10 protein-coding genes and 1 pseudogene are annotated in these 13963 nt (G+C 48.4%); 4 read left to right on the top strand and 7 right to left on the bottom strand.

Translation table 11 applies throughout. The features are described from left to right. Positions 1-21 precede the first annotated feature (21 nt). Positions 22-804, top strand: coding sequence for a DsbA family protein (locus OGY07_RS22965; protein WP_206160276.1), 783 nt, complete (start codon positions 22-24; stop codon positions 802-804). Between the two features lie 617 nt (positions 805-1421). Further along, on the top strand, positions 1422-2438 hold the full coding sequence (gene repA, locus OGY07_RS22960) for a plasmid replication initiator RepA (RefSeq protein ID WP_284556492.1): 1017 nt from the start codon (positions 1422-1424) through the stop codon (positions 2436-2438). A gap of 801 nt (positions 2439-3239) precedes the next feature. Here the strand turns inward: repA and OGY07_RS22955 are convergent. The 4 genes and pseudogenes from OGY07_RS22955 to OGY07_RS22940 all read right to left on the bottom strand — a co-directional run bounded on the left by OGY07_RS22955 (position 3240) and on the right by OGY07_RS22940 (position 6171). Then, the gene (locus tag OGY07_RS22955) at positions 3240-4007 is read right to left on the bottom strand and encodes a TraX family protein (RefSeq protein WP_284556491.1); all 768 of its coding nucleotides are present in this window, start codon (positions 4005-4007) and stop codon (positions 3240-3242) included. 710 nt (positions 4008-4717) lie between these two features. Beyond that, positions 4718-5220: pseudogene (locus OGY07_RS22950) on the bottom strand (Tn3 family transposase); the annotation flags it as partial. Between the two features lie 29 nt (positions 5221-5249). Beyond that, a complete protein-coding gene (locus OGY07_RS22945; RefSeq protein ID WP_284556490.1) occupies positions 5250-5585 on the bottom strand; it encodes a colicin E1 family microcin immunity protein in 336 nt (111 codons plus the stop codon). Between the two features lie 214 nt (positions 5586-5799). Beyond that, positions 5800-6171, bottom strand: a complete 372-nt coding sequence (locus tag OGY07_RS22940; protein WP_284556489.1) for a type II toxin-antitoxin system VapC family toxin — start codon at positions 6169-6171, stop codon at positions 5800-5802. A 956-nt stretch (positions 6172-7127) separates the two neighbouring features. Between OGY07_RS22940 and OGY07_RS22935 the strand changes: the two genes are divergently transcribed. Both OGY07_RS22935 and OGY07_RS22930 read left to right on the top strand, forming a co-directional pair. After that, positions 7128-8174 (top strand): SIR2 family protein, encoded by a 1047-nt coding sequence (locus OGY07_RS22935; protein WP_284556488.1) that lies wholly within the window; start codon positions 7128-7130, stop codon positions 8172-8174. Next, on the top strand, positions 8171-9997 hold the full coding sequence (locus OGY07_RS22930; RefSeq protein ID WP_284556487.1) for an ATP-binding protein: 1827 nt from the start codon (positions 8171-8173) through the stop codon (positions 9995-9997). The genes OGY07_RS22935 and OGY07_RS22930 overlap by 4 nt, the downstream gene beginning before the upstream one ends. 27 nt (positions 9998-10024) lie before the next feature. Here OGY07_RS22930 and OGY07_RS22925 read toward each other — a convergent pair whose 3' ends face one another. From OGY07_RS22925 to OGY07_RS22915, 3 genes are all read right to left on the bottom strand, one after another. Beyond that, entirely contained in the window at positions 10025-11113 is a 1089-nt protein-coding gene (locus OGY07_RS22925) for a transcriptional regulator (RefSeq protein ID WP_284556486.1), read from the bottom strand. A 457-nt stretch (positions 11114-11570) separates the two neighbouring features. Next, the gene (locus OGY07_RS22920) at positions 11571-12989 is read right to left on the bottom strand and encodes a PIN-like domain-containing protein (protein WP_284556528.1); all 1419 of its coding nucleotides are present in this window, start codon (positions 12987-12989) and stop codon (positions 11571-11573) included. 206 nt (positions 12990-13195) lie between these two features. Then, positions 13196-13900 carry an IS6-like element IS26 family transposase gene (locus tag OGY07_RS22915; RefSeq protein WP_001067855.1) on the bottom strand — a complete coding sequence of 235 codons (705 nt, stop codon included), beginning with the start codon at positions 13898-13900 and terminating at the stop codon, positions 13196-13198. Positions 13901-13963: the final 63 nt, after the last annotated feature.

The following is a 13963-nucleotide window of genomic DNA, read 5'->3' as shown; positions in this document are numbered from 1 at the left end:
GATAAACCACGAGACTTAATCATGAAAAGAGTAAAATCCTTCGCCAATATAGTTACAACATACATATTATTTATTTCATTAGCACAGGCTTCCGGCTCCCAGCTGTCATTCTCACCGGAGCAGGAAGCAAAAATAGGAGAGATCGCAGCAAATTATCTTGTCGCACACCCTGAAGTGCTTGTCTCCGTAAGCCAGCGTCTGCAGCAACAACAGAAGCAACGCGAGCAGATGAGTTTTGCAGTTAGCGTTATGGAAAATCAGGCAACCTTACTTAATGACGCAGCAACACCGGTCTACGGTCCTGACAACGCACAGGTAGCTGTTATTGAGTTCTTCGATTATCAGTGTACGTACTGCATCGCTATGGCTCCGGAGCTTCAGAAGGTCATGAAAACCCATCCTGAAGTGCGGTATGTCTTTAAAGAATGGCCAATTTTCTCCGGTAGCCGTGAAAACTCTCTGTTAGCTGCTCAGCGAGGACTTGCTGTCTGGAAGGAAAAAGGTGCTGAGGCTTATGTGACGTACCATAACGCCGTTCTTGCAGCCGGCAGGGACTCCGGGGCTGTGACGAAAGAGAACATTGAGGAAGCGGCCGTTAAAGCAGGCTGGCAGGAAAAGGAAAAGACAGATTTTCGGGATGTGATTGCCGGAAACGATGAACTGGCCAGAACGCTGGGGCTGAGCGGCACACCGGGCATTATTGTTATGCCAACAAAAGCCGCCATGCCCAACAACATAACGGTATTTCCGGGCAAGGTGTCGGCAGAAATGCTGGAAAAAGCTATCCGGAAAGCTGGCGATTAACGCCAGGTAAATGACTGAAGCGGTTTTCCGCCAGAGGCCGCTTCCGAGACTTACAAAAGCATACCGCCGCCATCACGATGAATTCAGCATCAACACAACATGTTCCTGATCCTCACTGACACCAGATGGGATCTTTCATCTGGAAAAGTTACAGATGAAACGGTAAACTTATGATGTTTTCGGGAGCCTTGTGGTGGGGTATTCCGATGATTTGACTTATGTTTGTGACCTGAATCAAATGTCATGTTTGACTGCTTTGTGGTGAGGCAGTAGGTGGCAGACCATTCCGGGAGTAATGCGGACTTCCGGAATAAGGGAATGAGGACAGGGCGTGTCCGGTAAGACGCCCGGGAGCAGGTAACGGATTATCCGGAGCCTGAATGCACAAACCCCCCGATATCTGCATGAAACTTGGCGGAATCGTCAGATATCAGGGGGTCCAAAAGCAGGCTCAGCGCCTGTGAAGGATTATAACGCATGCACCATATAAAACAACACCCGGCCGCCATAAGAACAGGCCGCCGTGAATGAATATCTGATCACACCTGCGCACTGCCGCATCCCAGGCCAGTTCCGCGCATCCTGTCTGTCCGGACATTTCACCGGAGGGCGGCATCATGACTGATAATATCCGGTCTGCCGTTCACTGGTCTGCGCTTGCGCCTGATGAGCAAATCCGGTTCTGGCAGGAGGTTGATGCCGGAAAACAGGACAGTTTCCTTGTCCCCACGGTAAAAAAACTGACCCGCCGCCGGCGCGGGGAACATTCAACAAAACCCAAATGCGAAAACCCGGCCTGGTATCGCCCTGAGCATTATAAAAAGCTTACGGGACAGCTTGGCTATGCCTACAACAGGCTGGTAAAAAAAGACCGGGAAAACGGTCAGGTCAGCCTGCGCATGCACATCTCCCGTCATCCGCTGTTTGTCGCCGGCCGCAGAAAGGCGGGCCGTAAGTATGGCTTCCGTCCGGAGCGCCAGCGTTTACTGGATGCGCTCTGGCCCGTGTTGATCAGTTTTTGTGATGCGGGCAAACATACCGTGGGGATGTGTATCTCGCGTCTGGCGAAAGAGCTCAGTGCCAGAGACGTCAGGGGCAATGTTATCCCCGAAACAGAGGTGACGGTGTCACGACTTTCCCGGCTTATAGAGGAACAGGTACGCTTTGGCGTGCTTGGCCTGGCTGATGAACGCCGGTGGGATCGTGAATCGAAGTCCTGGCTGCCCACATACGTGTTCATTACACAGGCCGGGTTCCGGATGCTCGGGGTAAACCTCGACAAACTGGCCCGGGAGCAGGAAAAGAAACTGCGTCTCAGCGCGGAGCGTGAACAGCTGATACGTGAGGGCGTGATGGGAGAGCATGAGGACATTTCCCCGCATGCTGCCCGTAAACGCTGGTTCAGTATGAAACAGCGTGATGCCCTGCGTTTTCGTCGCCAGCGTGGCGCGGAGCGCAAGCGTGCCGGCCGCCTGATTAAACTCCCTGTGGATGAACAGATCCAGGCCGTATCGACGTGGCTGCTGAAATCCATGCCGCCTGATGAAGCCTACTTCTGTACAGCAGAACGGCTGAGGGAGCTGGCCATACAGCAGCTTTATCAGCTGGATCTGGCGTTATCCCCCCCGGACTGAGCCGGCAGACAGACTTTCTTTTTCACATGCTCCTCCCCGGGGCTTTCTGCGCTGGCGCCGGCTCAGCAGTCTGCATCTTTTTTGTACACCGTGTGTCATAGCACCACGAAATCCTTATCGCCCCTCCCGGACAGGCGGGATTTAAAGCGTTAAGGATTTTTTTTACACAGGATCCCGCAAATGAATAACTGACCAAACCTGCATGCAGATAACACTGAACCCGCAAAACAGTCTTAACCCCCCTTTTTTATCTCCCTGTAAGAAAATAACAGGGTAGTTATCTGTCCGGCGCAGCCCTGTGGATATCCGGATAAGGCCTTCGCATGCAGCGGCCTCCGGCCACGCGCTCAGATATGATGTTCCTCCCGTCGCAGGCGCCGGGCCCCTTCTCTGGTCACCGCCGGCATCCCTCCCCCGTCCGGCCATGCAAAACCGCCGCCGCCCCGGCCCGCAGGGCCGGAACAGAGTCGCTTTGAAATGGATGTTGTAACTAGCACGTGATGCCGCTGCGGGCTGGTACGGAAAGCCCGGAGATATGCGCACGTAAGCGCGCCTCACGGCTCGCTAACGCGGAGATACATTCCGGCTTCGCCGGAATCACTCCGACAGCGCAACAGGCCTTCGGGGGTACGTTCAGCTCTTTTTTTCTGGCAGGGAGGAGGGGTGTTTCTGGATCTGCCTGGTCCGCTGGGCCCGGCGGACAGGCCATTTACCTCTTAAAAGCAACGGAGAGCCGCCTTCCATGCCCTGACGGGCATAAAAACACAGCAGCGTGAGACCCCACACCTCTTCCCGGCCGCATCACCGGAGGAAGGTCAGGAACAGGGCAAGTAGTAACAGATGACCGGCATACGCGTGGTAAAAAAACCGCCCGGGCATAAAGCGGGGTGAACCGGCGGGTTTCAGCCGGACGGCCAGCCAGATCGCCATAACGGGCAGCACCAGACCCGGCAGGACCGCGATAACCAGCGTATCCAGGGGGCGCGCGATAAGATGGGTGATACCGTTCAGACAGAACAACGCGCCGGCGGCGATAATCATGACGATTTTCCTGAATGTGGCAGCCTGCGCGAGCGGGGAAAAGACGGCCACCACCGCAGAGGAGAACACGAGGCCCGTCACGCCGTAACTCGCCGGGTGCAGGGGGAACGCCAGGATGAGCAGCAGAAGGATGCCGGTCAGCGTGCCGGTGAACCCGTAACGGTGACCGAGCGCGACCAGCTGCGTCACGCCGGCGAACACAAACAGAATATTCAGGGCATACCAGGGCTGTTGATGCCGGAACGCCAGCCAGAACGCCGGCTGGGCGATGAGCGCCCACATCCACATCCGCGTGGCCCGGGTCTGCAGCGATGCCGGACTGTGGCTGAGGTTCCTCGCCCAGATGATGACAAACACCGGGAACACCATCCGGCCCAGCGCATACAGTTCCGCTGACGGGGGATTCAGAAAAAGGATGTTCAGGTGGTCGAGAAACATGGCCGTCAGTGCAAACACCTTTACCAGGTCGATCGCGCCGGGGCTCATCGTCTCCACAGACATTAACGCCGTGTGTATCTGTTTTTGCATTTTCCGCTGAACCACTGTAGTTAATCTCACCCGAAGGCTGACAGGCCGTACTGATATAATCCTGTACCCATTTCCAGAAAAAACGGCCTGTCAGTGAAGGCACGCGAATACGGCTTTTCTCAAGGATTTTCCTGGCCGCGAATTCTGATTTGTCGCGTAAGACAAGCATTGCGCTGATTTTATCTTTATTAGAAATAAACGTGCTGAAGTTATGAAAAGAGTTCATCCTGAATATGTAACGTCCCGAATTAAATAAGTATTTTCGGCAGTTACGGGTAAAACTTTATAACTAATTACAGTTAAATTAATGTGGTATATAACACAGTGCACAATTGTTCAGAGAATATAGTGAATGTATTTTTACATTCAATCATTCCATGAAAATAGATTCTCCTGTGACCATGACCTTTACCTCTGATATGACTTCATACTCCTTTATATAAATATCAACGTACCATGAGGTTCAGGCATTATGGTACGGTATTATAAATGACGATTACTCAGTCTTACAGATATTTTGTTTTATTTAGTGGTTCCCTGCGTGGAAAATTAATCTGGATCATTCAGAAGAAATTTCATCAAGCTGACTTTTCCTGACCCTGAGTTCTTTCGCTACCGGCTTCCATTTGTTCGCCCATACCTTATCCAGTCGCCCTTCGCCAACAATTTTCAACGCGATGCCATAGGGGGGGCAGTTTGGATATCGAAAATTATTGTACATTAAGCTCATTTTTTGACCTTTCCACTTTAGCTGGCCTCAGCCGACGAAACTTACCGGAAGCCGGTATCCGGTTGCTTTTCCAGATATAATCGCCTGTCAGATTGATGTGCTCCCAGCCTGACGGCGACAAATGCGACAGCAGTTGATCATTGAGCTTCAGCCCTTTAAGCTTCAGGGCATCGATCGTCCTTTCCATATAGACGGTATTCCACAGCGAGATAACTGCCGTCAGCAGCGTCAGTTCACTGGCGCGATAGCTCTGATTCTCCGGTTTTCGGTCCCTGATTTCACCCAGACGGTGCAGGAATACCGCACGCGTCAGTGCGTTACGAGCTTCACTTTATTCAGTCCCGCCTGGACCCGCCGACGCAGTGCCAGATCGCGGAACCAGTCGAGCATAAACAGCGTTCGCTCAATACGGCCAATTTCCCTCAGCGCTTTGGCAAGTCCGTTTTGCTTGGGGTTGCTGGCAACCTTTTTCAGCATCAGGGTATTGAGTTATGATAATCAAGGGCCATGTATTACATGGCCTTTCTTTTAAAGCCTAAATAGATCAATCTTGGTAATCCCAGCGGGATGGCTAAAGCAAAACTCAGCGCGTAATAAAAAAGCAATAAGCTATTTTTACCCACCCCGTCAGCCAAAATTCCTGCGTTCCAGAACTCCCGCGTCGTAAATCTTAAAGCAAAATTCTCAATGGCATTCTTTGCGAATGGATAAAGAAAGCAACTAAAAAAACCAGCAATCATAATCCACTGCAATATGGAGTTTTCTCTGTCCCGGCTCCATATAAAGATAATAAATCCGAGAAATGTTAGTCCCCAAATGCTACTAACAAGATAATACTTCCACGTCATCTTCATCCTTAAAAAACCTGCCTTTTAATTTATAAATAAGCTCATAAAAAGCGAATGATCGAATATTAACACAACTACCTGAATCTGAGCGTTGCGTCAGTTTACAAATGCCGGAACTACGTCTGACTATCCTGGCTACTAAGGCTGAGATGGCTTTTACATTACGCATCGCTGGGAGCTGGGACATGTGCTAGGGGTATCCTGCTCGCCTCGCTTACTTCACCCAATCTTCCAGAACCAGACCAGGCACGCGCTCAAACTCCCGCGTATTACTGGTCACCAGAACGGCACCGGCAGCGATGGCCTGTCCGGCAATCGCTGTGTCATTCAGGCCGATCGGTGTCCCGGCAGCGGCGAGCGTGGCCCTGGTTTCCGTCGTGGCGTCCACTGCTGTCCGGTCCCAGGCCAGTACGGCATCGAGGCGGGCACAGAATGCGTCGACCAGCTGGGCATGGCGCGGTGAAGCTTTCCTGCCAACAGCTCCGAAGCGCATCTCGGCATACGTGATGGCCGAGACCACAATGCGGTGATTACGCAGGACTGCATTTTCAAGGCGTTTAAGCACGGCATCCGGCTGCTCGCGCATGATTTTCGGTAACAGACATAGAAAAAGAGCGGGGGTAAAAAATTATAAGAAAGCTTTAATTAAGGCAGCAAAGTGAGTAAAAGAAAACTACTCAATCATATTTTGAATTTTTTTTCTAAGTTATTGACACCGCCTTTAGGCCTTATGATATCGGCACTTAACCAAAAACGTCGTTTCGCATCCTCAAATTAACATCAAAATCAACTCTTGTTCTGAAAAGAATCCCTACTAGAATCGCTACATAGATAAGGCACATAGTTCTTAAACACGATATATGGTTTTTGAAGAGGCATCGGCGGAATGAAAAAAGCCCGGGTGATGAAACCGGGCTTTTTCTGGGCAATAACAGCAACCGTGTTACTGACCGTGCCGAATGTATCTGGCAGCTGAGTTAAGATTATCAGTGAAATTCCTGAGCCTCCAAATTTTTTTATGACTTGAGGGTATTGATAAAAATTTATTGTTTGAATGTATTGAAGATTTAACCCTTTCCCTGGTGATGCGGGGATTGTGCTCGAACCCCGTTTTAGTCGAATGTATCTGGCAGCTCAGGTACGCAACTGCAAAGGTAAGTGGAAGGGCATTTGCAGTGAGACTAAGCATGAATAAGGGATAACATTTATGTTATTACTGTTCATCAAACTGCTTCACCCAGTAGTGTCTATCATTATGATTCTGCTAGAATTCTGGAAGCAGCGCTAAAGTCATTCCCGGCCCGCACCTGCGGGTCGGGAATGTTAATTTCGTCCCTTCATTATTTTAACGGCCAGACGGTATTCACCTTTCGGGCAGTCCGTCAGTTCACGATAATCTAATAATGGTTTTGGATCGGGGTATATCCTATCTTCCCGCTACAGCAGGAAAAAGTTTTCTTTTATAAACAGGCAGGCTGAGCGCAGTACACGGCCAGCCAAAAAAGGTAAGATCCCATCCATTGTGTATAAGGAAAGCAAGGCATGGCTTTTTTGCGCGCATACTACGGTCAGGACAGAGACCGGGAATACTTTGAACGCATTTTCCAGTCTGCAAACATCAACTTTCTTATCGGCTCGGGCGCATCCCTTCCAGCAATCCGGGTGCTGGGCGATATCGAAAATGAGCTAGAAGCCCTCGTCCGCGCAGGAAATGATGAAGAGTATTTTAGTAAAGCAGAGCAGTTTCTTGAAAGCGTATGGAGAGCCACTGATGTGCTTCTCAAACGAAAACGCGCTTATGAAGATCAGCTTCCGGCGCTGACCGGACTTGTAGAAGACACTCACCAGAATTATACAGCATTCATTCATGCGCTTGAAATGCTCCTGACCCGGCGCCGGTCCGGCCTTCTGCCCAGGCGCATCAACCTGTTTACCACCAATTATGATTTGTTTATAGAGAATGCAGCGGTCACGAATAACAACATCATTCTTAACGACGGATTCCGGCAACGCGCAGATATTTACAACCGGATGCTGTTTGATGCGAAATGTTTTTATCAGACTGTGCATGCGACTGGTAATTTGTATAATTACAGTGTAGAGCTTCCCACCGTGAATCTGATTAAACTGCATGGTTCACTCTCCTGGTTTAAATATCAGCAGGATATCTATTATCACATTCAGGAGATGAAACCGGAAGCGTTTGAAACGTCCGTAAAGAGACAGGAATGGGTCAACAGTCATCAGTTGGTATTACCCAGGAAGGATAAGTTCCGGGAAACTGTACTGGACAATGTATATTATGATTTGCTACGAACTTACTCTAATGAACTGGATAAAGAGGGAACTCTTCTGGTGGTGTTTGGATTTTCTTTTGCGGATGAACACATTGAAACGCTGACCAAGAAAGCATTACGTAATGCCACACTCAAACTGATTATATTTGCGTACAATGAAGCATCGAAATTGCTCTTTACGGAAAAATTTCGTGATTACTCAAATGTGGATGTGGTATATACACCCGGCGTGGCGCTTGATTTCTCTAAAGCGAATGAAATTATTACCTGCTTTCTTGGGAGAGCGAAATGACGTCCGCATTCATTAATGAAGAAGCCGTATTAAGGATTGGGGAAGTCTGTGAAGTTTCCGGAAGAACAGTAAGCGTGCTGGTTGATAAAAATAAAAATCTCAGCGACCTGTTCTTCCACGGAAAAGTCCTCAAAAATGTTTCAGTAGGTAGTTTTATCGAAATTAAAAAAGGCTTTATGAGCCTTATTGCAAAGGTGGAAACGGAAAAGATTGTGGAAGAAAAATTCCTGTCCGGAAGTGGAAGCGATTCGCTGCGTTATCGCAGGTATCTCACCGCGACCCTGACCGGATACGTTGATCGGTACGGCAGGTTTACCGGCGGCACTCGTGAACTTCCACTCATTGGTAATGAAGCTTTTATCCTGACAGAAGAGACACTTCACCTCATTCACTGTATCGCAGGAACTGCCCGGAACGGGCTTCAGTTCTCTCGTACGGATCTGGAAGATATTGATATTACACTTCCATTGAGCGGTCTTCTTAATTCGCATATTGCTATTTTTGGCAACACGGGGAGTGGTAAATCGAACACGCTTGCCGCCCTATACCAGCACGGGTATGCCGCACTGGCTAAGCTACTTGGTGGGGGTTTTAAAAAACAAGCCCGTTTCATGCTGCTCGATTTTAATGGTGAGTATGGCTGGGATGAATGTATCACCCGGGACAAGGTGGTATACAACCTGAACACTCACCACGAAGGCGGGGACCGAATCCCGATGCCTGCGGACGTGTTGCTTGAGCATGAGATCCTGTCTGTCCTGACAGATGCCACAGACAAAACACAAAAGCCTTTCCTTAAGCGCGTACTAGATTTTAGGCGATATGTGGAAGCAAAAGAGCAACCCCAGGCCTACTTTCGTGGGATCCTTACAAGGCGTGTAACGGAAACACTTTTCGGATGCGATAAAAAGAAAAGCGATGACCTCATTGATTTATTCCGTCCCATCCTGAGGGATGAGGATCTTATTGCCGACATTGATTTTTATTTCAAAGATGGGGTGTGGCGCACAAAAGGTGGTATTTATTTTACAACGGAGGATAAAACGCAACAGTGTAATATGTACCGCAAAGCGGCAGAGTACCGGTTTCCTGATGACATTATGGAAGAACTACTCGACTATATGTACCTGCAGCTGATTAATGAATATCTCTCCAGCCGCTCTAACCCGGAGCATATCTCTCCGGTGATTAACCGGATGAGAGGGATCCGAAAAGATATCAGGAAGATATTTGATACTACAGTGGGCGCAGATTTGTGGGCTGTGACGAATTTTATTGTGCTCAATCTGAATATGGTCAACCTGACGATGAAAAAAACGCTTCCCTTAATGATGGCGAAGTGGGCCTATTCTCAAAAGAAAATGAATCAAACTCCTTCCTCCCTTCACCTTATTATCGACGAAGCCCATAATATTCTTTCCAGTGCTTCATTTCGAGAATCGGAAAGCTGGAAAGATTACCGCTTGGAAACCTTTGAAGAAATTATTAAAGAGGGTCGCAAATTTGGCGTATTTGTTACTATATCCAGCCAGCGGCCAAATGACATTTCACCCACCATTATCTCTCAGGCGCATAATTACTTTATACATCGCCTGATAAATCAAAACGATCTGTACGCAATTGAAAAGTCGGTTTCCTATATTGACCGCCTGACCGAGGAATCCATTCCAACGCTGGCAACCGGCACATGTATCTTCAGCGGCGTGATCTGCCCGATGCCGCTGAGGCTACGTATTGCTGAACTGCACCATAACGAAAAACCGCGAAGTCATACCCTGACCTTCGAAGAGCTGGCGCGGTTAAATATGCCACCGCTACCCTGAACGAAAGACGGCGGACAGCTATACTGGTTACAGATCTCCGTAAAGACAGCGCAGACTCTCCAGCGTCTGCGACAGCTGCCCGTGCTCACAGCGAGTGACGAGGCTACCGATCAGCGCAGCAAATCCCGCCTCCGGGAGATACACCCGCAGGGCGTCCAGACCGAGCATGACATCCTGACTGGCCGTCACCCGGGTTGCAAAGACCACACTGTTGCCGTCGAATCCCTGCGTCAGCACTGCCGGGTCATGGTGGTAAACGGACAGGGTGCGCAGCAATTCACTGAACTGTGCCCAGCCGAAGGGCATCACAAACTCCTGACCGCTTACCAGCAGATACAGACGCGGCATTTCATACCACTCTCCGGGGCGGCTGTCCGGCTCCTGTCCACTGATGCGTATTTCAAAGCGCAGCGTACCGGCCTGCAGGGTTTCGCGCGCAGCGGCTACCACCGGGCGAACCTGATCAGTGAACCGTCGCAGATCACTGAAAGACCAGTCCCGGGCATACATGCACAGCGGAAAGACAGCCTTCAGCCGGCTGCGGGTAAAGATGGCTGCGATAGCCTCATCAGGCAGCGCATACAAATCAAAGGCCCGGCTGGCCAGCGGACGGAGCAGGTGTTCGGCATAATCCTGGGTGACAGCCGGCGTGAGCCCCGCCATAAATCGCTCACTTTCCGCGCGCCAGTCCTCGCCGGTCATGCCGAAAATACCCTTCAGATACGGGGCATCCACCGGCTGACCGTTTTCCACCTGCCAGGCCAGCAGTTCAAAGGTCATGTCCAGCAGTACACGCAGCCGCGACATACTGACCAGTTGTCCCTGGCCCCGCCGGTAGGCCTGGTGTGCCAGCTCCACCATGAACTGCAGGGTGTCCCGGGACGGGGCGGCAGCCCCGAAGGTCTGACCGAGGATCAGCTGTCGGTACAGCTGGCGCACGGCTTCATCCGGATCCGTAACGAGGCGCAGGTATTCCTCACCGGCGGCACTGCCCTGCAGGCTGCTTTCCATCAGTCGTTCGGCGAGGGCGTTCACGGAGGTGTTTTCGGTGGCGGCGCGGTTCTTGAGCCGCTCGATCAGTTTTTTCGGGAAACGCAGGGTCAGCTGGCTCAGCACGGTTATCTCCAGTCAGATTTGCCGGGATGGTGTCATACAGGGAAATGCATCAACTGCACGACACGCATTTAACATTCTTTAAAGTATACACGGCCTGTTTTATGAATGCCTTCTATCTTTTTGACATCATGTCAAATCACAGAAGTGAACGCAGTGTACTTCTTGTTTTTTACGTTCAGATCCGAAAACCCCAGAAGTCGGATCTGGACTGGCTAATCGTATTGAAGGGCGAAAGTGATACGGCAGGAAGGAGTTCAGGGCAAAACGCAGGTGGGAATGGAAGGTCCGCATTGAGCGAAGAGCGGACCTGGGATTGTGGCATGTTAACTTACGGGGAGTATGTCAGTTTCATAGCAGGGTTAATGTAAAGTCGTTTTTCCCAAACCAACTTTACATTTACCTACTAATTTAAAGAATGCTAATAGTGCGCGAGATTTTTGTCGCCTGGATTATATAATCACTCCATTGATAAAAAAAATGATTTAGGTATGTATAATTCTATGGTGAAATTTTTTTGTTCTTGTACTATATGAGTATCAATTCCATATTGGTGCATCATTTTTTTTATCATATCGATTCCTGAACCTCGTTCAGAAAATCCATTATGGGCAGATTCAAGTATGTTGATTGCTTCGCTGCTCGAGTGATTAGTAGGAATTTTGTTTTTGAACCTAAGTACTATATAGTTTTCGAGTTTTTTAGCTTGGACACCTACATAGTTATTTATGCCATGATGTTGTGCATTTCGTAAAATCTCAAAGCAGCTTGAATAAAAGTGCTGGCAATCTATATTTATTGGAGGTAACGATTTAACAGAACTACCAATTCCAACTCTAATGCCATTTATGCTTAGAGCAACATCGTTAATCAAATCGTGAATTAATGTAACTCTACCCTCAAGCGCAAATCTATTTTTTCTAGATCTCTCAATCAAATCTTTCGTCTGAGTAATAGATGTGTCACTGATGTTCACAGAAAGTTCAGATTTTGCGTGCTTTAAAAAGGTTGATGTATCATACATGTAAAATGTTTTAAGCTCGGGAACTTTTGAGTAGATCTCATTTAAAAGTTCTTTGCGAGGACCAAGCTTTTTACCTCTTTTTTCTATCCACCAATCCTCTTTAACATCACCTGTTATCAGCACCACATAAGGTGCTTTTTTCTCTGCAGCCATCTTTATTATTTCTTGCCATAATATTAAATCTCCGAATTTTCTAACAAACTCCCTATCTTCTACATGATACGAACCTGTTTTTTTAACGTCCTTATATCCTGGCGGCGTGTTGTTTTTATATCGTTCCTCCCCCTCTTTATAAATTTTCTCAAGCTCTTCTTTAGTGAAGCCTACTCCTACTTTACCATTAAACATCTCAAGGACCGATTTTTTAATTTTGTCCTCATCATTCACATCTGATTGTTTGTTTTCTAAATTTAACAAGTCTTCAATGAATAACTCAAGGAATTGCTTTCCATTTTCAATATTTCCTGATGTAAGGAATTTGTCAGGATCTATTAAGGAGTGACGTTGCTTGAGTTTTAAATTAGACATTTCCTTTATCAGGTTTTCGAATATTAAGTCATACTGTTCGATTGATTCGTTGAGTAGTTTCTTGACTGTGGTGAATTTATTTTTTTGATCACTTATAGCCTCGTGTCGGTTACTCAAAAACTCAAGTAACACTTGAAATCCAATCCATATTTTCTTATTGAACCCCTTATTACTTAAAACTCCAATTAAGTCTTTAGTGGCTGATTCTGGCAGTCTGTAAAGGTCAAGAAGGACATTAGAATCAAAAACAAAAATACCTTCCCCCCAGATTCTTTTAAAATCCACTCCTTCAGAGTCAGTATGTATCTTTAAAAGCGTTTCAATCATATCCAATCTCCAATTTTATTATTATTCAACCGCAAGACTACGGTTTTCATTTTCATTTGTCAGGATTAATATATTACTTAGTTTAGTACACATATCAACTACGAAAATGCTTGTTCATCTGACGATGATCAATAGCTTCTGGTATACAATAGGAGGCACTGTTGCAAAGTTAGCGATGAGGCAGCCTTTTGTCTTATTCAAAGGCCTTACATTTCAAAAACTCTGCTTACCAGGCGCATTTCGCCCAGGGGATCACCATAATAAAATGCTGAGGCCTGGCCTTTGCGTAGTGCACGCATCACCTCAATACCTTTGATGGTGGCGTAAGCCGTCTTCATGGATTTAAATCCCAGCGTGGCGCCGATTATCCGTTTCAGTTTGCCATGATCGCATTCAATCACGTTGTTCCGGTACTTAATCTGTCGGTGTTCAACGTCAGACGGGCACCGGCCTTCGCGTTTGAGCAGAGCAAGCGCGCGACCATAGGCGGGCGCTTTATCCGTGTTGATGAATCGCGGGATCTGCCACTTCTTCACGTTGTTGAGGATTTTACCCAGAAACCGGTATGCAGCTTTGCTGTTACGACGGGAGGAGAGATAAAAATCGACAGTGCGGCCCCGGCTGTCGACGGCCCGGTACAGATACGCCCAGCGGCCATTGACCTTCACGTAGGTTTCATCCATGTGCCACGGGCAAAGATCGGAAGGGTTACGCCAGTACCAGCGCAGCCGTTTTTCCATTTCAGGCGCATAACGCTGAACCCAGCGGTAAATCGTGGAGTGATCGACATTCACTCCGCGTTCAGCCAGCATCTCCTGCAGCTCACGGTAACTGATGCCGTATTTGCAGTACCAGCGTACGGCCCACAGAATGATGTCACGCTGAAAATGCCGGCCTTTGAATGGGTTCATGTGCAGCTCCATCAGCAAAAGGGGATGATAAGTTTATCACCACCGACTATTTGCAACAGTGCC

Origin of the sequence: Citrobacter sp. Cs237 (genome assembly GCF_030332325.1) — a bacterium.
GTDB classification, from domain to species: domain Bacteria; phylum Pseudomonadota; class Gammaproteobacteria; order Enterobacterales; family Enterobacteriaceae; genus Citrobacter_A; species Citrobacter_A sedlakii.
This window is presented reverse-complemented; position numbering and strand designations above follow the sequence as displayed.

What these genes read in the sequence shown, in the direction of transcription:
- OGY07_RS22965 (WP_206160276.1), top strand. Translation starts at nt 22, where the DNA reads ATGAAAAGAGTAAAATCCTTCGCCAATATAGTTACAACATACATATTA.
- repA (WP_284556492.1), top strand. Translation starts at nt 1,422, where the DNA reads ATGACTGATAATATCCGGTCTGCCGTTCACTGGTCTGCGCTTGCGCCT.
- OGY07_RS22955 (WP_284556491.1), bottom strand. Translation starts at nt 4,007, where the DNA reads ATGCAAAAACAGATACACACGGCGTTAATGTCTGTGGAGACGATGAGC.
- OGY07_RS22945 (WP_284556490.1), bottom strand. Translation starts at nt 5,585, where the DNA reads ATGACGTGGAAGTATTATCTTGTTAGTAGCATTTGGGGACTAACATTT.
- OGY07_RS22940 (WP_284556489.1), bottom strand. Translation starts at nt 6,171, where the DNA reads ATGCGCGAGCAGCCGGATGCCGTGCTTAAACGCCTTGAAAATGCAGTC.
- OGY07_RS22935 (WP_284556488.1), top strand. Translation starts at nt 7,128, where the DNA reads ATGGCTTTTTTGCGCGCATACTACGGTCAGGACAGAGACCGGGAATAC.
- OGY07_RS22930 (WP_284556487.1), top strand. Translation starts at nt 8,171, where the DNA reads ATGACGTCCGCATTCATTAATGAAGAAGCCGTATTAAGGATTGGGGAA.
- OGY07_RS22920 (WP_284556528.1), bottom strand. Translation starts at nt 12,989, where the DNA reads ATGATTGAAACGCTTTTAAAGATACATACTGACTCTGAAGGAGTGGAT.
- OGY07_RS22915 (WP_001067855.1), bottom strand. Translation starts at nt 13,900, where the DNA reads ATGAACCCATTCAAAGGCCGGCATTTTCAGCGTGACATCATTCTGTGG.